This is a genomic window from Brevibacillus sp. YAE8, from assembly GCF_057543335.1.
In genome coordinates this window covers 1-19,744 of record NZ_BAAIYG010000028.1, presented here as the reverse complement: position 1 = coordinate 19,744, position 19,744 = coordinate 1, and the positions used below count along the sequence as shown (strand labels likewise).

Here is a 19,744-nt window from a genome sequence, read left to right as displayed (position 1 = left end):
CGATTCGTTTATGGTACACTGGCATAAGATGTCCCACCACATTATACCATGTCTACCCACTTCCCATCGAATAGGAGGATAGCCGATGCGCACATCCGGCAAACTTCTCTGGCGCACTACAGGGTTGTTGTCGCTTCTGTCCTTTTTATTGTTTGCCGCAGGCTTTGTCCTGGCGATGAACCCGCAGCAGTTGGCCCCGACCACGGGAGCGCCACCTGTGGAAACCGAGGAACCGCCTGCCCCTTTGCCAAAAGAAGGCGTCCACAAAGTCGTCGCGCTCGGAGACTCGCTCACCCGCGGCGCTGGCGATGCGAACGGCCAAGGCTATGTCGGGCTCGTCCGACAAGCGCTGGAAAAAAAGGCGGGCCACCCGATTACGTTTACGAATCTCGCCATTAACGGGCAAGAGTCGTCCGACCTGCTCAAGCAAATGTCCGAAGCGCAAGTCAAAACGCTGCTCGCCGAGGCCGATCTGATCCTTTTCACCATCGGCGGCAACGACTTGTTCAGGCAAACGGGCGGGCTCTACACGATCGACAAAGAAAAAGTGGCCGCAGCCACGGACAGGCTTGCGACCAACTACGAGGAAATCATCCGGCAAATTCGCCAGTTGAACAGCAAAGCGACGATTGTTTACACGTCGTTGTACAACCCTTTTGGCAATACGGAAGCGGCTGTCGATACGGTGCAGCCCGTTCTGGACTGGAACAGCACGGCCTCCGCGATTGCCTCCCGCTATCCGCAGGTGTTCGTCGTGCCGACGTATGACATGTTCCTGCGCAAAGAGCAGGCGTATTTGTACACCGATCATTTTCACCCGAATGCAGAGGGCTATGCCCGCATCGCGGAGCGCATTTTGCAGGCGCTAGAGTGATTCTGCCCTGCTCTGATTGAGCGACTTGCCGTGGGTAGCGAAGTACACCCGTTGGCCCGCCCACTGGAATGCGCTGCTCACCATGGAAAACGCCGCTACGGTCAAGAACAGTGTCGTGCCGCCGTAAAGCCCGAGCAGCAGGCCGCCCATCCACGGGCCGATGAACTGTCCGAGGTTGCTGAAGCTTTTCGCGCCGTAATAGCTGCCGCGCATTCCTTCCGGGGCCATGCGGTCAATCAGGACGTCACCTGCGGTAAAGGTCAAGATTTCCCCAAACGTAAACAGCACCATCCCGATAATAAAGACGATCCAGGAGTTGGCGTAGGCAAAGCCGACGTCGCCCAGCGCATACATGACGTTTCCCACCACAATGGCGGTGAGAGGCGTCTTTTTTTCGGCCCATCGGGTCAGCGGCATCTGCATGAGCACGACCACGACAGCGTTGACGCTCATCAGGATGGCAAACAGTTCTGCGCCGGACGCAACGGTCATTTCCGTGAACTTGGCGAGGGTAGACGACATCTGCGAATAGCCGATCGCGCCCAGCACGCCTGCGACCATGTAGTAGCGAAACGCCTTGTCGTGCACGATCACGCTGAAGGCCCGCCCAAAGGTGACCGTCTCTTTCTTTTGCCCTTCAATTTGTTTGATCCCGAACTTGTTCAACAGCCCTTGCAAGCTGATGACGTACACGAGGTAAATGAGCGCGGTAATCAGAAACGGCAGGGCGACGGACGTCTTCGCCAGCACGGCGCCTGCGATCGGGCCAACTGCGACCCCGACGTTGATCGCGGTGTAGCGCAGGCCGAATACCCGGAAGCGTTTCTCAGGCGGCGTCACGTCTGCCATCAGCGCCTGCGACACCGGCTCGTAAAACGAGCGACAGAGCCCGCCTGCCATGTTGAGCAAAAGCAAAATCAGCGGGTTTTTGCTGAGCGCAAACCCGACGAATACGAGCGTCCAGACGTACAGCGCCCCCAGCATGACCCGTCTGCGGCCGATCCGGTCGGACAGCGTCCCGGCAATGAAGCCGCCAATCGTTCCGGCGAGCGGCCCGGCCCCGATGGTCAGGCCGATCATTGCCAGGTCCATATCGGTTTGGTTGGATAAGTATAAAAACAAAAACGGCATGCTCATCGAGCTGGCAGCCCTGACGAACACGGTCCCGACGACCAGCGACCAGACGATCGGGTGGTACTCTTGCATACGTGATTTGATCCAGCTCATTGTCTCTCTCCCCGCAACTGTTCTGCTTCGTCCTGCCTACCAGAACAGATGCTCTGTGATGTTCCTATTGTAGTGAGCCGTCTATCGTTCGTCAATGAGCATTCGAAATTTTTGGATTATGAAAAATTTCTATGAGGCTTATCGAAATTTCGATAGCTTGAAAAATGTTTGGCGTGGCTGGAGTATCTTTTTCCCGCCTGCAAGCAAAAAAAAAAACCGGGAGCATCCCGGTTTTACTCTACAATCTTTCTATAATCAATAAGTTCTCCCTTGTCGTTCCACTTCACGGCCCGGTAGACATTATCGTGGTAAAAGGTGAACCACGCCTCTTGGCGGATGCCGCCGTGAATCCATTCTTCCTTGGCGAAGATCGAGGTCATCGGGTAGTCGTCGTAAGCCATGACCCACAGCGGATTTTGGTGGGCGTGCGTCGGCATGATATCGGCGAGGTGCAACAACAGGTGGCCTTGGCTTTCCATGCGGACGATGGCATGTCCCTGGCTGTGGCCGCCTGTGTGGTGCAGGGTAATGCCGGGAACGACCTCGAAAGTGGCGCCGTACGTCTGCACCTGCGACTCGATGGGACGCCAGTTGTCCTCCCAGTATGTATTGCGCGAACGGATGTTGGGCTCTCGCATCTCGGCCCACTCCTGCTCCTGCACGTAGATCACTGCGTTCGGAAACGTGGAAAAAAGCTGGCCGTCCCGCACCGAGACGAGGCCATTCGCATGATCGTAGTGCATGTGCGTCATGATGACGATGTCGATGTCAGCAGGCGTCAAGCCTTTTGCCGCCAGCCCTTCCTGGACTTGCGATTCTTCCACCAGCCCAAAGTTGCGCTTCTGCTTCTCCGTCAGTCGGTCTTTGCCGATACCGGACTCGATCAGGATGCGTTTTCCGAAAGCTTGTACCAAAATCGGGTCCGCTCGCAGCGGAATCTGGTTCAAATCGTTCGGAGGGTAGCGTTTGCTCCAGAGCGGCTTGGGAACCACCCCAAACATCGCGCCTCCATCGAGCTGTGTCAGACCGCCTTTGAGCCATGCCAATTGCAGCTCGCCTACTTGCCATTCGTTACCTGCCAATTCATCCAGCCTCCTCGCCTGCATTTTCTGTAGAGAAAAAAAGCGAAAAGCACCCCGCCAAGGGTGCCTTACTGCTTCTCTGCCACACTCACGGTTCTGGTCGCAGGAGCGATTTCCAGCAAAAGCTCGCTGGATACAGCCTGCACGGTAACATCCGAGTCGGAACGTCTATGATGAAGCACGAGTTGAGCAACCTTTTCATTTTCGCGGTACATACTGATTAATGTCTGAAGTGGGTTTGCACTACCACCTGCAATCATCTTAAACCCCGGGGCAATCGTAAACGTCCATCCCTCCACCTCTACTACCTGCGCAGTGGAGTACAGGAAGTAACGCTTTCCTAAAAGAATGCCATTGTGGTTCATCAAGGCGAAAGCCCCCAATCACATGAATTTAAACAGTATGCCTTCATTGTGCAAGAATTTAAGTATGTTGAAAAGCGATTCGACAAAAGTTCCGAAAAGACGACATCTTTTTCTCATCATACACGATCCAGCCTATTTTCGGAATAGAAAATCTTTTGCGAACATCAAATCGCTCTGCCAACCTGTGCCCCTTCCAGGATCGCCCGCTTGGCGTCCAGCTCTCCCGCCTCTTTTGCCCCGCCGATCAGATGAACCGGGAGGCGGTTGGTCAGTGCGTGATACAGCGATTGGTTCGGCGTAGCGCCAGCCGCGATAATCACCGTATCGGCAGGCACGAGCTGCTCTTCGTCGTTTACGCTGATGTACACCCCTTCCGGAGCGATTCGCTTGTACTCGATCTGGGTCAGCATCTCCACGCCTCTTTGCTTTAATTGCGCCAATGTCGCCCAGCGGGTCGTTTTGCCCAAGCCGCTGCCGACATGCTTGCCTCTGCGCAGCATGAACACTTTTCGCTTGCTCGCTTGCAACCTGTGAATCGTCTGTTCGTCCACGATCCGGTAGGAGAGCAAATACTCCGCCGTTTGCGCGGAAATGACTTCATTGTGGACGAGCAAATGCGACAAGTCACAGGCGATTCCCCCTGCTCCCACAATCGCCACCTTGTTTCCGACCTTCGCCTTTTGCTCGAACACTTCGTTGTACATGACGACATGCCCAAGCTCCCGGCCAGGAATCTCCGGCACGCGCGGGACGACTCCCGTGGCGATGACAACTTCCGCAAAGCCTTCCGCCACCAGCGCATCCGCCTCTGCTTCCGTCCCCAGCCTGATCTCTACGCCCAGCCGCGCAAGCTGCGTGCGATAGTAGCGCAGCGTTTCGTTGAATTCCGCTTTGCCCGGCACTTGCCGCGCGTAGTTGAGCTGGCCGCCAATCCGCGTTTGTTTTTCGAACAGGACGACCTCGTGCCCGCGCTCTGCCAGCACGCGCGCCGCCTCCAAGCCCGCGGGACCCGCGCCCACGACCGCCACCTTTTTCCGAACTCCCGCCGGAACAATCGCCCATTCCGCCTCTCTGCCGACCTGCGGATTGACCAGACAGGAAGCCACTTTGCCGTCAAAAATATGGTCGAGGCAAGCCTGGTTGCAGGCAATGCACGTGTTGACCTCGTCATACCGTCCTTCCACGCTCTTCGCCACGATTTGCGGGTCTGCCAAAAAAGGCCGGGCCATGGAGACGAGATCGCAATGCCCTTCCCGCAAAATTTCTTCGGCATGGCGCACATCGTTAATCCGGTTGCTGGCGATCACCGGGATGCTGACAGCCTGCTTGACCTGCCGGGCGACCCACACGTACGCTCCGCGCGGGACCATCATCGAAATCGTCGGTACTTTCGACTCGTGCCAGCCGATTCCGATGTTGAGCGCATTCACGCCTGCGTCCTCCAGCATGCGGGCGAATTGCAACGTCTCCTCCATGCTCGTGCTGTCCGGAATCAGATCGAGCCCGGACATCCGAAACACGACAGGAAAATCAGGCCCAACCGCCTCGCGCACCCGCTTCGCCACTTCGATGCCAAACCGCGCCCGGCGCAAAAAGTCTCCCCCCCAGTCGTCCTGGCGATGGTTGGTGACTGGAGAGAGGAACTGGTTGATGAGATAGCCTTCCGAGCCCATGATCTCCACCGCGTCAAATCCGGCCTTTTGCGCGCGGACCGCTCCGGCGGCAAAGGCAGCAATCGTCAGTTCGATCTCCGACGCATCCAGCTCCCGCGGCTTCCAGCGATTGATCGGGGCTTGCAACGGCGACGGCGCTACCGGATCAAGCCCGGTTGCCTCCTTGTACGCATAGCGGCCTGCGTGAAAAAGCTGCAAGGCAATTTTGCCGTTGGCCTGGTGAACTTTTTCCGTAATCACCCTCAGTTGCTCGATGTGCTCATCCAAGTACACGTTGCAGTACACTTCGCCCATGCCGCCCTCTGGCAGCACAGCAGCGCCTCCCGTCACGATCAGCCCGGCTCCCCCTCTGGCCCGCTCCGCGTAAAACTCGGCGAGCCGTGCCACACCGTCCGGCAGTCGTTCAAAACCGACGTGCATCGACCCCATGATGATTCGGTTCGGCAGTGTCATCGCCCCAATTTGGACAGGTTCCTGTACGTTTGCAAGCTTCAAAATATGCCCCTCCCTCAATACGAATGAATACTCATTCATTTTCTATTGTATTCGATTCTGCACACCAGCTCGCAAATCCTGCCCGTTCTGCTGGCAAAACCAAACAAAACTCACCGTGCGGGGGAAGAACATCCAAAAAGGCCCAGGAGCACTTCTCCTGAGCCTGTGTGTCGCAGCCTGTGTGTCGCAGCCTGTGTGTCGCAGCCTGCCTGTCTGCCTACCCGAGCTTGACCAACTCGCCCAAATCTGCCGCGAACCTTTCCAATGTCTCGTTCAAGTCCGCTTCTTCCGCTGCGCTCTGCGGCGTCTGGACGACAAAGTGATAGTCCACCTGCACGCTCGTCTCGGCGAGCTTGCCTGGCTCTATGTAACGGCGCTTTTCCGACAGCGAGCACTCCGCCACCCGGCTTCTGGCCTGCGCCCACAACGCCTGGATCTGTTCTGCCGCCAGCTCGTACGGATACGCGATCTCGACCTCTACCTCGCAGCTTTTTTCATCTTCCAGCAAAAACAGATGAATGGTAGCTACAGGCTGTTCTTCTTCAAAGGTGCCCGCGAAGGAAATCATCACTTCACGCATTTCCTCGTCTTCGAGCAAAGAGCGGTCCGAGCGCAAGACGATATCCGTAATCATTCCTCGCGCAGACAGCAGTTGATTTAGTTTTTCGACCAATAATTGCAGCACGTAAATGGTTCCTCCTGTTAGTTGCGTTATTCCTTATCCAGCTAGAAGTATAGCACGATTGCCCCGGACACGAAAAACCCCTTCACTCAGGAAGGGGTCGGTGTATTGTTCATATTTTTTTGGTTCATAAATTCAGAGAGCCACGCGCGTCTTACTTCCTTGTTCGGGCAATAGCCTAAAATGTAGCTTTCCCCGCGCATATATTTTTCCTTAATCCACTCTTTGTGCTTGCGGAAAAAGGCGTGTTGGAAATCGATCGGCATCTGCTGATATTCTTCCAGCGCTGAGGGGTTCTGGAGGAAAAAATCTTCGTCGTACACAAGCTCTTCATTTTGTTGGCGGCTGATGAGGTACACAAAGGCAATCACCAGAAACAGGTTCACCAAGAAAATCGTCATCCAAATCCCTCCAGTCAGGTCCTTAATTATCTGATTAATCTGTCTTATCAGCATATTATTATTGTACCACGAAATTGGTGTTTTCTAAACCTTTCGTTTCATTTTTCGTAAAAAAAAATCTATTGAAAATAGAAATGCTTGGCTATGTCGAAAAAAAAGCACCCGCTCTTCCGAAAGAAAGAAGCGAGTGCCTGTTTGGCGTACTTATGATTTGCTTGTCGGGCTGCCTTGCGTCGCTCCGCTGTCCTGCCCGGTGACAGGAGGGGAAACGATGTCTGGCGGCGGCGCCGGTGTTCCGGTATTGCCTGCTGGTGCGGAAGGCGGCTGGGTCGCATTCCTATTCGAAGCTGGCGTCTGCGCGTCAGGCACAGTGGTCTGGCCTTGAGGCTGCTCGGGACTGACTACATCCGGGGGAGGAGCGGCGCCCTCTTCCGCAAGCTCCTGTCCTTCCGCTACTTCGATCGGCTCCGTCTGCTTTTTCGGCTCCTCTGTCGCTTTCGGCTTGGAAGTCGCCGGAGCCGCTGATTCTGTCGTTCTATTTTTGGTCGACTTGCTGCTGCTGGAGGCAACCGATGATTCACCCGCTCCGAGGATCGGGGAGTTGTTCAACTGTGCGACTACTTTGCCGGACAGGCCCATCTCCGCCTGCAAGGAGCTGCGGATCAGCTCCAGCTTTTCTTTTTCCAGGAACGTATATCCGCCCTGCCAGTACGCTCCGTTGTCGAGCGTGGTCAAGGTAGAAGCGTTGAAGCCTTTGAAATCATAGGCCAACCCTTTGATCTGCTCTTTGGACAGGTCGGTATGGATGTGCTTCGCGCCTACTTCCATGATGTTAAAAATTTTGGTCAAGCCGTCCAGGGAACCGACTTTGTCGACAACGGCGCGGATCACTTCCTGCTGGCGGCGGTTGCGATCGAAGTCGCTAGAGTAGTATTTCGTTCCGCGATTGTCGTGGCGGTGGCGCACGTAGCCAAGTGCCTGCTCGCCGTTCAGCGTCTGGAGTCCCGGATTCAGATTGATGTGCGTGTCGTCGGTCGGATCGTCGTACACGAGCTTGCGGTCGACGTTGACCTCGACTCCGCCCAGCTCGTCGATTACCGCCTTGAAGCCGTCAAAGTCGACAGCGACGTAATGCTCAATCGGAATCCCCAAAATTTCGTTCAACGTTTTCTTCGTCAAGGAAATGCCGTCTTCGGTCGGCGTCTGGTTGTTGCGCTCTGCCTGTCTCCGCTCTGCCTCGCCGTTGGCGTAAACCGAGTTGATCTTGTGGTAGTCGCGATATCCCGGAATTTTCACCCGTGTATCGCGCGGGATGGATACCATCGTCACTTTTTTCGTCTGTGGATTGGCGACCGCGACGATCATGACGTCCGTGTTCATCGAGCCTGTCTCGGGACGCGAGTCGGAGCCGAGCAAGATGAAGGACATCGGCTTGTCGGCGCGGTAAACCGGGTCCGCATTTTTCGAAGCTTCCGAAGCAAAACCATTTTCTACCGGCTTTGTTACTACATCCAGAGTGTCTTCAATTTTCCAATAAATTGCTCCGGCAACTCCGCCTACCAACAACAGGACCGTCAATGTGAAAATCATCAGGAACCTGCGCAGCTTGCGGCTGCGGGTCGGCTGTTTTTTCTTGCGTGGAGCAGAAGCGCGTGTTTTTACAACAGTTTCTGGCATATGTATCAATCTCCTTGTTTGCGCACGCTTTTTGACAAAAGAAAAGGGAGGCACAATTGTGAACAGTGCCACTCAACCAGATGCACTAATATTTTCTTCTGTTGGTAATCATCTGATTCAGATATTGTATCACAGGATTGTCTTCATTTGTAGAAAAATGTTCCTTACAAGAGAAACTCCCCCACCGTTTTTGTCGATGGGGGAGGCTTTTTGTTTGTTATTGCAAGCCTTTTGGCGCCTGGCTAAAACCTTGTACGGGACCCTCCGGCTGCTTTTGCTTGGAGCGGTGAGAATCGCCGCCTTGGCGCACGTGACTTTCCTGCTTGCCGTTTACGTCGTTCGATTTCTTTTCCATGTACACTCCTCCTCGCTGCTGATACGCAAGTAGTGTACGTCATCTTATGTATTCTCATTCCCGCTCGAAAATCTGCATTTCTTTTCCGGCAAAAAACTCTTTTCGCTGCAAAAGCGCGCGCAGGTCGTAATCGCCCGTTTTGTGCTGGCTCAACTCGGCGAGCGCCATTCCGTAAGCCGCTTGCTCTCGGAGCAGGGGCGTCATCCGCTGCGCGTAAATAATCCCCGCGGCAAATGCATCGCACGCCGCTTCGCGGATCGGCGTAGGAGGAGCCGCTACCCAGATGGACTCTTCCTGGCGGCACAGATACAGGCCAGCCTCGCCGCAGTTCACCATAAGCTGATGGAGTCCCTGCTCGAGCAGCCGCTTTGCACACGCTTCCACGTCGCTAAAGGAGTGAAGCGATTGGCCGCACAGCACCTCGACCTCGTCAATGCTCGCAATCAGCACGCGGACTCCCGGCAAAAACGGCCGCCATTTTTCCGCCTTTTTCACAGAGACGGGATCGACCACCACGATTTTTCCCAATCGGTTTGCTTCGTCTACAAAAACGCGCATGACAGCAACAGGCAGGTTCGCATCCATAAACAGCCCCGCTGCATGCGGCAGGCGCTCCAGGGCATGCTGAACCAGCTCGTCTGTCCACGCTTCATTGACTTCCATATCGGCCACGGCTGTGTACAGCTCGCCATCGAGGTCGCGAATCGCCAAATACCGTCCTGTCGATTTGCCGGCGATTCGCACCATTCCATGCGTCGCTACTCCGCTTTTGGCCGTCACTTGTCTCAACCATTCTCCGTCAGCGTCTTCCCCTACGAGAGCGAAGAGCTGCACTTCTTCCCCCAACCACCCCAGATTTTCCGCCACATTTCGAGCTACTCCGCCTGCCACTTGCTGAACATGCCCTGGATTGCTCGTCCCAGGCAGCAATCTGGCAGAAGTGACTCCTTGCACGTCCACGTTGGCTCCACCCACGCATAGCCAGTATTCGGTCATCCCTTTCAGCACTTTGGCACTCCTCCCAGCCTTTTGCTCATGGTCTAGTCCATCTTCTCCCCCATCTTTTTCGACAACGCTCTGGCATTTACCTACCGGGTTGAAAACTTCCTCGCCAGAAAGCCGTTATGTCTTGCCGCCATATGCCGTCCAGACAGTAATGACGCCTCCCTCTATTCCGTGCTACAGTGAGAAAAAGTGCGTGGGCGAACAGAGGGTACATGGGTAATTGCGCTGTTTTTTTACACTACAACTAAATGGAGATGAACTGACATGAGTGCCACATCTACGCCGCTCCAGGCATCCGGCGGGGGGAAAGCGGCACCTACCGTCTACCGCATGCTGTTTGCCATCAGCCTCGTTCATTTGCTGAACGACAGCCTGCAAGCGGTCATTCCCGCCCTGCTTCCGATCGTGGAAAAAAATCTTGCGTTGACCTTCACGCAGGTAGGGGTCATCCTGTTGGTCATGAACTTGACTTCCTCCGTCCTGCAGCCGGTAGTCGGCTACTATTCCGATCGCAAATCGCAACCGTTTTTGCCGCCGCTCGCCTTGCTCGTCTCGGGGATCGGGATGCTCGCGCTCGCGTTTGCGGGCAGTTACTACCTCGTGCTCGTCGCCGTTGCCTGCGTCGGAATCGGCTCGGCCGTCTTCCACCCGGAGGCGTCCCGCTTCGCCCATCAGGCGTCTGGCCCTCGCCGCGGCCTGGGGCAATCGATCTTCCAGGTAGGGGGAAACGCCGGGCAAGCGCTGGCACCGCTGATGACCATTCTCGTGTTCGCCAATCTCGGCCAGCCTGGCGCAGCCTGGTTTTTGCTGCCAGCCGTATTGGCAAGCTGCGTCCTGCTCTACGTGGCGCTCTGGTATCGCGGCCAGCAACGAATGAAGAAAACGGCTGCCGCCGTCGTCGCGTACACGAATCGCAAGCAGCGGCTGATCGCCCTCTGGCTGCTGATTCTGATCGTCAGCGTCCGCTCGTGGATGAACGCAGGCTATCAGAGCTTTTACCAGTTTTACTTGATGTACATCAAGCACATGGACTATTCCAGCGCCCAGCTCGTCGTGTTCGGCTTCCTGTTCGCCGGAGCCGTCGGGACCTTCTTCGGCGGCCCGCTCTCGGATCGGTTCGGAAAACGCAATCTGCTGATTCTCTCGACGCTCGGATCGCTGCCGTTCACCTTGTTGACACCATACGTCTCCGGGTTCTGGGCCTTTCCGCTCTTGGTCGTAAGCGGCTTTATCATGCTTTCCAGCTTTTCGGTCACAGTCGTCTACGCCCAGGAGCTTCTGCCGGGCAAAATCGGCACCGTATCCGGCCTGATTATCGGCCTGGCATTCGGGATGGGCGGCATGGGCGCGCTCGTGTTCGGCTATTTGGCAGACATCTTCGGCCTTGGCTTCGTCATCACGCTCTGCTCCGCGTTGCCGTTGATCGGCTTCGTCGGACTTTTGCTGCCAAAAGACAAGACGCTGCGAGAATGGGCACGGTAAGCGTGTCCTGGCATCAGGAAGGAAAGAAAAAACCCGAGGAGCCTTTTCCTCGGGTTTTGTTTGTTTGTCGATCAAGCTGTTGGTTAGACCAACACGCCAGTCCGCACTCCCAGCAGTTGGGCAATGACGGGCGGGTACAGCTCAGGCGTGCCATACAGGCGCCAGAGGCCGTCCTCGCCTTTGCCGACCAGACCGGAGACGATCCAGTCAGATGTCAGCACGTCTTTCACATCTGCCGCTACAGCCAGCGTCATTTTCTCGCCGTCAGGGCGTTTGACTACCAAACCGTCGGCGTCGGCGCCAAGCACGACCAGCGCTTCTTCTGCGACATCCTTCGGCACAGTCGCCTGGCCGTACAGATTCTGGTTCGCTGCTTTTTCCAGCAGACCGCGCATGCGGTAGGCTTCCGGCAAGCTTTCTTTCAACTCGGCAAACAAGGACTGCATGTTCGCATGCAAGCTTGTCTTGCTGTGCTTGTCCAGCCATTTGAAGAAAGCGGTCATGACCGACAACAGGTTCGTTGCCAACGTCTTCGTCACGGCATCCGCGCGTGTGTAAATATCGTGCACGAGGAAGTAAGCCAGATCTTCCTTGCGCAGTTGTTCCCATGTAAACGAAGGACCGAACGCGCCTCTTACAAAAGAGCGGAAGTTGTTCATAACCTCGTCGTACTTTTTGACAGTTGCTTCCGACTTGCCGTCCGTCATCTCCTGAACGAAGCGGTTGATGTCGGCGAGCCTGTCCGGGTGGACCGTGTACACGCTCTCCGGCAAGCCTTCGATCAGCGGGCGGGTGAGCAGGTTGTTCACGTGCAGGCTGTCGTTTTGAAGCGACAGACGCGGGCGCAACATATCCATCCGAATGTAGCGCGCAAGGCCTTGTCCTACTTTATGGTCTTGCTCCAACTGCTCCAGCAGGCTCTCCAGCTTGGCGTGCAGCTCTTTGCTGTCGGTTGCCGCAACCAGGACAGGGGCCAGCTCTTCCAACGCTTCGTGTGGCGTCACCAGCCATTTTTCCGCAAAATACGTTTGCACGGCCCACTGCAAAACCTTCGGCGGCAGCGTAGGCTGGCTGGTAATAAACAAGGTGCCTTTGGACAGCTTGGAGCCGGTCGAGGTCAGGACGCGAATCTCTTCCTCTTGCTCGTAGGCAAGCAGCAACAGCAACTGCGCTACTTCCTCCAGATCCGGTGCGTATCCTTCCAGATACAGCTTGTCATCCTCAAACAGCACCTCTGCCTGCACTTCATACAGCTCCAGGAGCGCATCCTTCAAAGCCGGGAACAGGTGCTCTTCCTTGCGCGTGGCATACACCCACACTTCTTTTGTACCGTCGGACTTTTTCAGTTCGAAAGCAGGGTTTGCCTCAATCGCCTTGAGCAGTTGCTCGCGATTTTGCAACGGATACGTGCGACGGAGCAAGGAGCTTTGGCCCGCTCCTGCCTGTCCGTTGTCCGTTCCGCCAAACTGGACAATAAAACGGTACAGCGCCGTGGTGTACACCCGTTTGCTCGTGTCGGCCGCCGCTTCTTCGACTTCCGGATGCTCCTTCAGCCATTCCAGCAAGCTGTCCTTGACGTGCGGCTGCAAAATGATGCTGCCGGAAAACAGCATGTTGCGCAGCCCCAGGTTCAAGAGACGTCCCACGATGATTTGCCCAGGCATGACGCTCAGGCTGTTGGATCGCAGGATGTAATGCTTCTCCAGCGTGAGCGGCTGTTGAACGGTCATGACATCCCGCTCAACCTCCATGATTTCGTACACATTCAGATGCAAGTCGGCAAAAGCACGGCGAAGATCAGGCTCCATCCGGCGACCGTGCTGCTTGATGTAGTTCTCAAGCAACGTGCTTCCGCCTGTTCTTACATCTAGGACACACCAGTTGAAGAAATGCGCGGCCCACTCTGGACGCGTGACCTCTTCTTCGGTCAGGCCGACTTCTGCCGCAAACCGGCTGCGCGCTTCCTGAATCGTCTCGCTGGTCACATTGCCGCCAACGAAATGATTCAGGCGCTCCACCCAGCCCGCGTATTCCTTCTGCAATTTTTGCTCGTGACGGCTGCGCAGCTCCGCAATCGGAGTGACTACCCCACAGCATTTCTTGTATTTTTTTCCGCTCCCGCAAGGGCACAGTTCGTTTCTTCCTACTGACATAGAGGGTTTGGATCTCCTTTCCATCCCACGCGGCATGCGCGGGGAATCCTGCACAATCCCCCTATTTTACCGCATTTTCCATCATGTGTTCAAGTGTTCTCGTTTTGGTTCATGAGCGATTCCCACATCACTTTTGCCTTCCCATTGGCTGATAAACAGCTCCAGGCGGTTCATCAACCGGACGATGCGCTGCTTCTCGCTCATGCATGCAGAAATAGCAGAGAGCTGGTTGGCGGCAAAAAGTTCCACCACTTCCTGCTCCATGTCTTGAAGGCGAATCCGATAACTCGCGATGACGTCGCGCAGCAAATCAAATCGCTGTTCCAACCGGATCGTGGCCTCAAGCTTACTCATTGTTGCTCACTGGTCGCCAGTACTTGCTGAATGCCAAGCACGATCTGCTCATGCTTATGTTTCTCTTTCATCAGCACTTCTATAGCTTGCATATTGCTTTGTTGAAAATGGGCGACAACCTCCTGGGACATCTCCTGGTTGCGGCCTTCCAGGCGGCTGATCGCCTGTTGCAGCAATTGTTGTACTTCCTCCAGCACTCGCGTGTTCGTAGCGTTTGTCATGTTCGTTTCCTCCTTAGTAAAAATTGGTTCCTGCTGTTCGGTTGCCTGCTGCAAAAGATTCACTGATTCGGGGGCAACTTCCTCTGTTTCATTCTCGATGATGGCTATCGATTCAGAAGAGTCTGCCGCTGCGATTTCTTCCGCAGCCAGCTCCTCATCGGTCACATCACTGCGCGCAATGATATACAGCGTATCTCCCTCAATCCGGAAACGGTCGTCCAGCATGGGCAGAAAAGCAGCATCTGCCGCTATCCTCACTTCTTGCTCCAAAAAATGAACAAGCGAGCGGGCAGCTACTTGCGTGATACCATTGTCCCGGCAAAAATCGTACACCTGGTCATTCGCTTGTGTCCACTCTGCCAAAAACCATCTGTCGTCACCTTGGTACTGCACAAAGCGAGGGTCGCGTTCCAGTTGCAACATGCGAAGGATCTGGTTCCAGCCAAACTGCGTCTGACGGCGCAGCTCTGCGACGATCTGCTCCAGCTTTTTCGGCGCTTGCGTGTCGCGCAAAAAGCGATACGCCAGGTCGTACACCTGATGAGGCTGGTAGGTGATCTCCACAATCGCCTCCGAGCTGGCAACCCGCACTGGCGACTGCTCCATCTTCAACACTTTATCAAGTAGTGTCGAACTGTCCAGATCCATCAAAGCAGTCAGCTCATTCGCTTCCATCCGGGAACAAATCTCCGTACGTGGGAGGGAGCGCTCACCGGACCGGAATACCTTCTTGACAATACTTGGTAGGGTATAGGTTGGCCGTTTCATGCACTTTCTCCTTCTCGTGATCGGCATTTTTGCCAAATCAAATGGGAATCAAGAAGTTATTCTACAAAAAGAAAAAAAATCCTACCAGCCGTGAAGTGTTTGTCTATTTTGAAAAGAAAAGCTGCAAGCCCGGCCATTTGCGAAGGAATAAGCCCGCATAGAAGAACCCGGCACGCTCTGTCGCGATGCCGGGCCACTGCCTGTCTAGTATGATGCTGTCCACTCGATCCAACTGTCCACGACTTCGCCTGTAGCCGCGTCCACCTGCATCGCTTCCGTATCGGCCGTTGGCAAATAGACGAGCTGCGGAGTGGTCGCAGTCTGTCCCCCCACCTTCGGGTAGTCGTACGCCAGGCGCAGGACCATGCTTTGCACAAAAGCTTGCTTCGCTTTTTCCTCGCCGATGACGCCCGACTGATCGATGGTCGCAGGCATGGCTGGGATTTCGTTCACCTTTGCTGCCACGACCGTTCCCTTTTTCGCGTCCACCTCGACCGTGAACAGCGGCGTTTTGGCCGGGATGTCATTGCTGTGCGGGAAGAAGGCGTAGCTGTAGATCGGCCGGACGAGATTTTGGTCTGCCCAGCCAGGCAAATTGTCAAGCTGGCGGGTTTTTCGCACCACGAAGGACTGTTCCTTGGTCAGCAAATGCTTCTCGGCAAATTCGAGCGCCAGCGCCTTCGCCTCTTCGGCTTGCAACGGCTTTTCCAGCTCTTTCTCTGCCGATCCGTCGAGCCTGAACTCGATGAGCGACTTCGTTTTGCGGTCGACCAGAACAGAGGCGCTCTGGTACATTCTCGCGTTCCACTCGTACAGATCGGTATCCCGCTTTTTCGCTTTCTCCGATGGCGCCTGGAACGTCAGCGTATTCACGCGCAGCTTGAACGTCGCCTCCAGCCACTGCTCCATTTTTTTGCGGTCGCCCCAGATGCTGTTGTCAGCCGAGCCTTTCAGCTTGAGAACCTCGCTCTCTTTGCTGTACACAGCAGGGACGACTTCTCCGGTCACGGCGTCAATTACCGGCAGCTCTGTCGGCTCGTACACCAGCTTGCCCGCGGCCGCGTCGTACACGAGTTGCATGCGAAGCTGGTTTTCCCACTCGCGTTTCGCCTTCTCCAGCGGAATCGCTTTTTTCGGGTCAGCCACCTCCGACGCCAGCGGCAGCTTGATTTTTTCCTGATGAAACTGGACAATTTGCCCGGACGCGTCTATGAACGCGCGGCCCATTTCTTTTTTCACCCAGACATCGTTGAGCAACGGGTAAAAAGACACGACGGCCAACTGGTCGAGCTGCGACCTCCGATCCGTCGAGAGCATCGGTTGGGCAGCGATGACGTGGCTGACAGGCACCTGCTCGCGGATAAAATCGCTCAGCTTTTGATAGCTTTGTTTTTTGTCCCATTTTTTCGACTTGTCCCGATCTGCGCCTTTCAGCTCCAGGGACGTAATGTTGCCGTCAGCATCGACGACCAGTTCCAAAGATACCCCTGCCGTAATGACGTTTTTCCTGTCGGACAGAGAAATGATCGTCTCGGATTTGCTGCCTGTGCCGATCGAATCGACATGCAGCTCCGACAGCGCTGGCACGTAATCGTCCCGCAGCTCGACCAATAGCTTGCGCATGTCGTCTGGCAACGGAATGATGTCGAGATCAGATTTGCCGTCGTAGGCGTAAACGTGAGCCGGCGCAAACGGAACTCCCGGCGCGGCCAGTACGCTGGCCGCCAGCAAAAGCACAGCCATTTTGCTCCTTTTTTTCACAGATTCTCCTCCTTTGCAAAGCCAATCATCTAGTAAGACGCCCTTGCAAGGAAAAGGTTTCAGAAAACTTGCGCCGCCAAAGCTCCCGGAAAAATCCCTGTCCGTCCGGCGGCAAGTAAAAAGGCCAACTGTCTGATTCGCGCAGTTGGCCTTTGTCCTCGTCTCGTTTCTCTAGCAAGGCTGCGGATACGTTAATAGCCCCGCCAAACTTTTCGTCTGAGCGCTCCGGCGTACGCCCATTCTTCGTCTTCGCTCATGTCGGCAAGCGTCTGTCCGAGCGCATTCATTTTACTGTCAATCTGGTCGAGGTAGTGGAACAGGACCGCAGTCGGCGTCTTGCCGGATACTGCGCTTCCCCAGCCGTTTTCCACTTCCCCGTGGTGGCTCAGGATGCAATGCTTGAGATGCAGCACTTCGGCATCCCCCAGCGGAATGTCGAGCTTGCGGCAAACGCCGCTCACCATCTCTACGCCCATAACCAGATGGCCGATCAGTTGGCCTGGCGTGGTGTAATCCGGGGCGATCGGGTCAGACAGCTCGTACAGCTTGCCGATATCGTGCAGGATGCAGGTCGCGTACAAGACGTCCCTGTCGACCTGCGGATAGAGCGGCAGCAAGCTTTGCGCCGCTGTCAGCAACGAGACGATATGCTCCAAAAGCCCGTGATAGTAGTTGTGGTGCATCCGCACCCCTGCCGGGTAATGGCGGAGCCGGTCCCTGATCTCCTCCGTGGCGAGCGCCTCCCGGATGATCGCCTTGAGCGTGTTGCTCTTCAAGCTGTCCACTGTCGCTTCCAGCTTCGTCCACAGCTCGTCCACCGGAACAGGCGACACAGGGATGAGCGACTCCATCGCGACTTCGTCTGATGCCGCTGCCGGGCGGATGCGCTGGATCACCAGTTGCTTTTTCCCCCGGTACAACTGGACGGTGGCATCAATTTTTACGACCGATTTGACGGCGATCCACTCTTTCATTTCCGGGCTGACGTCCCACAACTTCGCCATGATCGTCCCGGAGCGATCTCCCAGTTCCAGATTCAAATACTCGCTCTGGTTGCTTGCGACCCCGGCTTCCTTGTTCTTCACCAGGCAAAAAGCGACAACACGCTCTCCCTCTTGATAATCAAGCAAATATTTTGTCATCTGTGTCCCATCCTGTTTATTTTTTTCGGAACAAAGTTTCTTCCAGCTTTTTCACGATTTTTTTGCCGACGAGGTCATCCGCCGACTTCACGACCTTGGTAATGACGGCGAGCAAGTCATCTTTGCCGTTCCAATGCTCGCGAACGATTTTTTCGTCCACGTCCACCAAAATCCGGCGCAGGGCGTAGACGGCCAAAATGACGTCGTCCAGCAGGCCAAAGCCTCCCACAAGCGCCTCCGGAATAAAGTCGATCGGCGTAATGAAGTACGCAACAGCCACTCCGGCAACCGCCTTGGACTGGACGCCGACGCGCTTGTCGAGCAGCAGGCGCGCAAGCAGCACGAACAGGTCGGGCGCGAGCAAAATATAGCTGGCGACCGTGTCGTTTACGCCCTTGTCTTTAATAAATGCCTCGATCTTGGCTCGCAGTTTATCGTAAAAGCGCTGGTGCACCTCCGGCAATTCGATCGGAACGAGCTGCTCCGGCTGGCGCACTGCCGGAAGCTGGCTTGCCTGCTGGTTTTCCTGCCGATTCTCTTCACTCATTGCATTCCCCTCCGTTTTTGCTTTTTCAAACTCGCCTGATGCCGAAAGTACGACCAGGCCGCAATGATTGCGAACACCGCGATAAAGAAGATCGCCAAATTGCGCGAGATGAGATTGAACAGCTCGTCCCAGCGCTCTCCCAATTGCCAGCCCAAGGTGACGAACAGCAGGCTCCAAAACAGTCCGCCCGCATACGTGTACAGCAGGAAGGTCGGAAATGGCAGTCTTGTAATCCCTGCAAAGTAGGCGGTAAACTGGCGCACGCCCGGAATAAAGTAGCCGAGCGGCAGCGCCCATTTTCCTACGCGGTTGAACCATTCTTCCGTTTTTTTATAGACGGTGTAGCCCATTCCGAGCCGTTTTCCGTAGCGCTCCAGAAAAGGGAAGCCCAATGTCCGGCCGATCCAGTAAGCCGTCGTCATCGCCGTTACAGAGCCCAAGAAGCAGACCAGAAAAGTAGGCCAGTATGCGAGTTGGCCAGTCGAAACCAAAAACCCGGAGAAAACAAGCAAGGTCTCTTCCGGCAGCGGCATCCCCAAAATTCCCAGAAAAAACAAGCCAAACAGAGCTCCATAACCGTACTGCGCAATATAGTCGCCAAATGTTCCCATAACCTCTGTCATGAAAGTCCACCACTTTTCTTGCAGGTCTGCCCTCTCCATTATGCCAAAAGATAGTACCATTCACAAATGATACGCTTTTGTTGGCGGAGGGGACGGGGAAAGCTATGAATCTATAGAAAACTGGACATACTCTTGTTGATCCGACGAAAACGGCAGCACATGACCACACGACAAACGAGGGACAGCGGATGTGGACCAAACTGTATCGAAAACTGAAACTCGAATACTACAAGCTGATCCGCATGAAGGGTGCCCCGTCATTTGTCGCCCGCGGTTTTTCGGTAGGAATTTTTGTGGAGTTTATCACCTTGCCTACCTTTGGCCTCGCCTTTTTGCTGCTCTTTCCGCTGGTCAGGCTGTTTCGCGCCAGCTTGCCGGCCGGCTTGATCGCGTTTGTCATCGGAAAGCTCGTCCTGCCGATCTTCATGGTCATCAACTACAATATTGGGTACGCTTTAGTCGGCAAACCGTTACAGCATCCCACAGGCCCGCATCAGGCCGCCTGGCGGGAGTGGCTCGTCTGGATGCAGGACAAGGGGCTGGCTTACTTCACGGGAAGCGCCGTAATGGGCCTCTTCGTCGCATTCGCCAGCTACTTTTTGGTGCACGGAGCTTTGCAGTTGTATCGCCGGAAAAAAGGGCGCCGCTCGCTGTCGCAAAGCCGCACGTCGCCTTGACGGCCACAGCGCTTCGCTTCGGACAAATAAAAAAGGCCGGTACCGACAAATGCTTGTCTGGTATTATCCCCTCATGGTAGACAGTGAAAAAAGACCTCATGGTATGATGAGATCAACACTGTTGACCGGAGGGGATTTTCTTATGCCGCCACGTAAAGGGCAAAAACAGCAGCAATATGA

Annotated in this window: 19 protein-coding genes; 3 read left to right on the top strand and 16 right to left on the bottom strand. The window is 55.3% G+C overall.

Annotation, left to right across the window (positions count from 1 at the left end; translation table 11 throughout):
• The first annotated feature begins 85 nt into the window (after nt 1-85).
• Nucleotides 86-874, top strand: coding sequence for a GDSL-type esterase/lipase family protein (locus tag AC27IT_RS22725; RefSeq protein WP_005828940.1), 789 nt, complete (start codon nt 86-88; stop codon nt 872-874).
• Here the strand turns inward: AC27IT_RS22725 and AC27IT_RS22720 are convergent.
• The 9 genes from AC27IT_RS22720 to AC27IT_RS22680 all read right to left on the bottom strand — a co-directional run bounded on the left by AC27IT_RS22720 (nt 866) and on the right by AC27IT_RS22680 (nt 9,839).
• Complete coding sequence (locus AC27IT_RS22720) at nt 866-2,101, bottom strand: MDR family MFS transporter (protein ID WP_007784596.1); 1,236 nt, start codon at nt 2,099-2,101, stop codon at nt 866-868. The genes AC27IT_RS22725 and AC27IT_RS22720 overlap by 9 nt on opposite strands.
• A 233-nt stretch (nt 2,102-2,334) precedes the next feature.
• Nucleotides 2,335-3,183, bottom strand: coding sequence for a YtnP family quorum-quenching lactonase (locus tag AC27IT_RS22715; protein WP_005828944.1), 849 nt, complete (start codon nt 3,181-3,183; stop codon nt 2,335-2,337).
• 68 nt (nt 3,184-3,251) lie between these two features.
• Nucleotides 3,252-3,548 carry a hypothetical protein gene (locus tag AC27IT_RS22710; protein ID WP_025848968.1) on the bottom strand — a complete coding sequence of 99 codons (297 nt, stop codon included), beginning with the start codon at nt 3,546-3,548 and terminating at the stop codon, nt 3,252-3,254.
• 164 nt (nt 3,549-3,712) lie between these two features.
• Nucleotides 3,713-5,755: an oxidoreductase gene (locus AC27IT_RS22705; RefSeq protein WP_369750403.1), complete on the bottom strand. Its 2,043-nt coding sequence runs from the start codon at nt 5,753-5,755 to the stop codon at nt 3,713-3,715.
• A 178-nt stretch (nt 5,756-5,933) separates the two neighbouring features.
• Nucleotides 5,934-6,401 carry a hypothetical protein gene (locus AC27IT_RS22700; RefSeq protein ID WP_005828949.1) on the bottom strand — a complete coding sequence of 156 codons (468 nt, stop codon included), beginning with the start codon at nt 6,399-6,401 and terminating at the stop codon, nt 5,934-5,936.
• Nucleotides 6,402-6,487: 86 nt separating this feature from the next.
• Nucleotides 6,488-6,799: a hypothetical protein gene (locus AC27IT_RS22695; RefSeq protein WP_005828950.1), complete on the bottom strand. Its 312-nt coding sequence runs from the start codon at nt 6,797-6,799 to the stop codon at nt 6,488-6,490.
• Nucleotides 6,800-7,003: 204 nt separating this feature from the next.
• Nucleotides 7,004-8,476 carry an LCP family protein gene (locus tag AC27IT_RS22690; RefSeq protein ID WP_283858004.1) on the bottom strand — a complete coding sequence of 491 codons (1,473 nt, stop codon included), beginning with the start codon at nt 8,474-8,476 and terminating at the stop codon, nt 7,004-7,006.
• Between the two features lie 217 nt (nt 8,477-8,693).
• Nucleotides 8,694-8,831, bottom strand: coding sequence for a hypothetical protein (locus tag AC27IT_RS22685; RefSeq protein ID WP_005828954.1), 138 nt, complete (start codon nt 8,829-8,831; stop codon nt 8,694-8,696).
• Nucleotides 8,832-8,885: 54 nt separating this feature from the next.
• The gene (locus AC27IT_RS22680) at nt 8,886-9,839 is read right to left on the bottom strand and encodes a carbohydrate kinase family protein (protein ID WP_005828955.1); all 954 of its coding nucleotides are present in this window, start codon (nt 9,837-9,839) and stop codon (nt 8,886-8,888) included.
• Nucleotides 9,840-10,100: 261 nt separating this feature from the next.
• On the opposite strand from AC27IT_RS22680, the gene AC27IT_RS22675 reads away from it, so the two are divergent.
• Nucleotides 10,101-11,318, top strand: a complete 1,218-nt coding sequence (locus AC27IT_RS22675; RefSeq protein ID WP_005828957.1) for an MFS transporter — start codon at nt 10,101-10,103, stop codon at nt 11,316-11,318.
• Between the two features lie 83 nt (nt 11,319-11,401).
• Here AC27IT_RS22675 and AC27IT_RS22670 read toward each other — a convergent pair whose 3' ends face one another.
• The 7 genes from AC27IT_RS22670 to AC27IT_RS22640 all read right to left on the bottom strand — a co-directional run bounded on the left by AC27IT_RS22670 (nt 11,402) and on the right by AC27IT_RS22640 (nt 18,887).
• On the bottom strand, nt 11,402-13,471 hold the full coding sequence (locus AC27IT_RS22670; RefSeq protein WP_283858005.1) for a YecA family protein: 2,070 nt from the start codon (nt 13,469-13,471) through the stop codon (nt 11,402-11,404).
• A gap of 81 nt (nt 13,472-13,552) precedes the next feature.
• Entirely contained in the window at nt 13,553-13,825 is a 273-nt protein-coding gene (locus tag AC27IT_RS22665; protein WP_005828962.1) for a hypothetical protein, read from the bottom strand.
• Nucleotides 13,822-14,814, bottom strand: a complete 993-nt coding sequence (locus AC27IT_RS22660) for a hypothetical protein (RefSeq protein ID WP_007784604.1) — start codon at nt 14,812-14,814, stop codon at nt 13,822-13,824. Before AC27IT_RS22660 ends, AC27IT_RS22665 begins: the two co-directional genes overlap by 4 nt.
• 204 nt (nt 14,815-15,018) lie before the next feature.
• Complete coding sequence (locus AC27IT_RS22655) at nt 15,019-16,575, bottom strand: YcdB/YcdC domain-containing protein (protein ID WP_025848960.1); 1,557 nt, start codon at nt 16,573-16,575, stop codon at nt 15,019-15,021.
• A 191-nt stretch (nt 16,576-16,766) separates the two neighbouring features.
• Nucleotides 16,767-17,717 carry a 3'-5' exoribonuclease YhaM family protein gene (locus AC27IT_RS22650; protein WP_487092111.1) on the bottom strand — a complete coding sequence of 317 codons (951 nt, stop codon included), beginning with the start codon at nt 17,715-17,717 and terminating at the stop codon, nt 16,767-16,769.
• Between the two features lie 16 nt (nt 17,718-17,733).
• A complete protein-coding gene (locus AC27IT_RS22645; protein WP_005828969.1) occupies nt 17,734-18,264 on the bottom strand; it encodes a YkvA family protein in 531 nt (176 codons plus the stop codon).
• A complete protein-coding gene (locus AC27IT_RS22640) occupies nt 18,261-18,887 on the bottom strand; it encodes a DedA family protein (RefSeq protein WP_005828971.1) in 627 nt (208 codons plus the stop codon). Before AC27IT_RS22640 ends, AC27IT_RS22645 begins: the two co-directional genes overlap by 4 nt.
• 188 nt (nt 18,888-19,075) lie before the next feature.
• Between AC27IT_RS22640 and AC27IT_RS22635 the strand changes: the two genes are divergently transcribed.
• Nucleotides 19,076-19,564, top strand: coding sequence for a DUF2062 domain-containing protein (locus AC27IT_RS22635; RefSeq protein WP_005828972.1), 489 nt, complete (start codon nt 19,076-19,078; stop codon nt 19,562-19,564).
• Nucleotides 19,565-19,744: the final 180 nt, after the last annotated feature.

Coding starts and splice junctions, on each gene's coding strand:
- AC27IT_RS22725 (WP_005828940.1), top strand. CDS start 86: ATGCGCACATCCGGCAAACTTCTCTGGCGCACTACAGGGTTGTTGTCG.
- AC27IT_RS22720 (WP_007784596.1), bottom strand. CDS start 2,101: ATGAGCTGGATCAAATCACGTATGCAAGAGTACCACCCGATCGTCTGG.
- AC27IT_RS22710 (WP_025848968.1), bottom strand. CDS start 3,548: ATGAACCACAATGGCATTCTTTTAGGAAAGCGTTACTTCCTGTACTCC.
- AC27IT_RS22705 (WP_369750403.1), bottom strand. CDS start 5,755: ATGAATGAGTATTCATTCGTATTGAGGGAGGGGCATATTTTGAAGCTT.
- AC27IT_RS22695 (WP_005828950.1), bottom strand. CDS start 6,799: ATGACGATTTTCTTGGTGAACCTGTTTCTGGTGATTGCCTTTGTGTAC.
- AC27IT_RS22690 (WP_283858004.1), bottom strand. CDS start 8,476: ATGCCAGAAACTGTTGTAAAAACACGCGCTTCTGCTCCACGCAAGAAA.
- AC27IT_RS22685 (WP_005828954.1), bottom strand. CDS start 8,831: ATGGAAAAGAAATCGAACGACGTAAACGGCAAGCAGGAAAGTCACGTG.
- AC27IT_RS22675 (WP_005828957.1), top strand. CDS start 10,101: ATGAGTGCCACATCTACGCCGCTCCAGGCATCCGGCGGGGGGAAAGCG.
- AC27IT_RS22670 (WP_283858005.1), bottom strand. CDS start 13,471: ATGTCAGTAGGAAGAAACGAACTGTGCCCTTGCGGGAGCGGAAAAAAA.
- AC27IT_RS22665 (WP_005828962.1), bottom strand. CDS start 13,825: ATGAGTAAGCTTGAGGCCACGATCCGGTTGGAACAGCGATTTGATTTG.
- AC27IT_RS22660 (WP_007784604.1), bottom strand. CDS start 14,814: ATGAAACGGCCAACCTATACCCTACCAAGTATTGTCAAGAAGGTATTC.
- AC27IT_RS22650 (WP_487092111.1), bottom strand. CDS start 17,717: ATGACAAAATATTTGCTTGATTATCAAGAGGGAGAGCGTGTTGTCGCT.
- AC27IT_RS22645 (WP_005828969.1), bottom strand. CDS start 18,264: ATGAGTGAAGAGAATCGGCAGGAAAACCAGCAGGCAAGCCAGCTTCCG.
- AC27IT_RS22640 (WP_005828971.1), bottom strand. CDS start 18,887: ATGACAGAGGTTATGGGAACATTTGGCGACTATATTGCGCAGTACGGT.
- AC27IT_RS22635 (WP_005828972.1), top strand. CDS start 19,076: ATGTGGACCAAACTGTATCGAAAACTGAAACTCGAATACTACAAGCTG.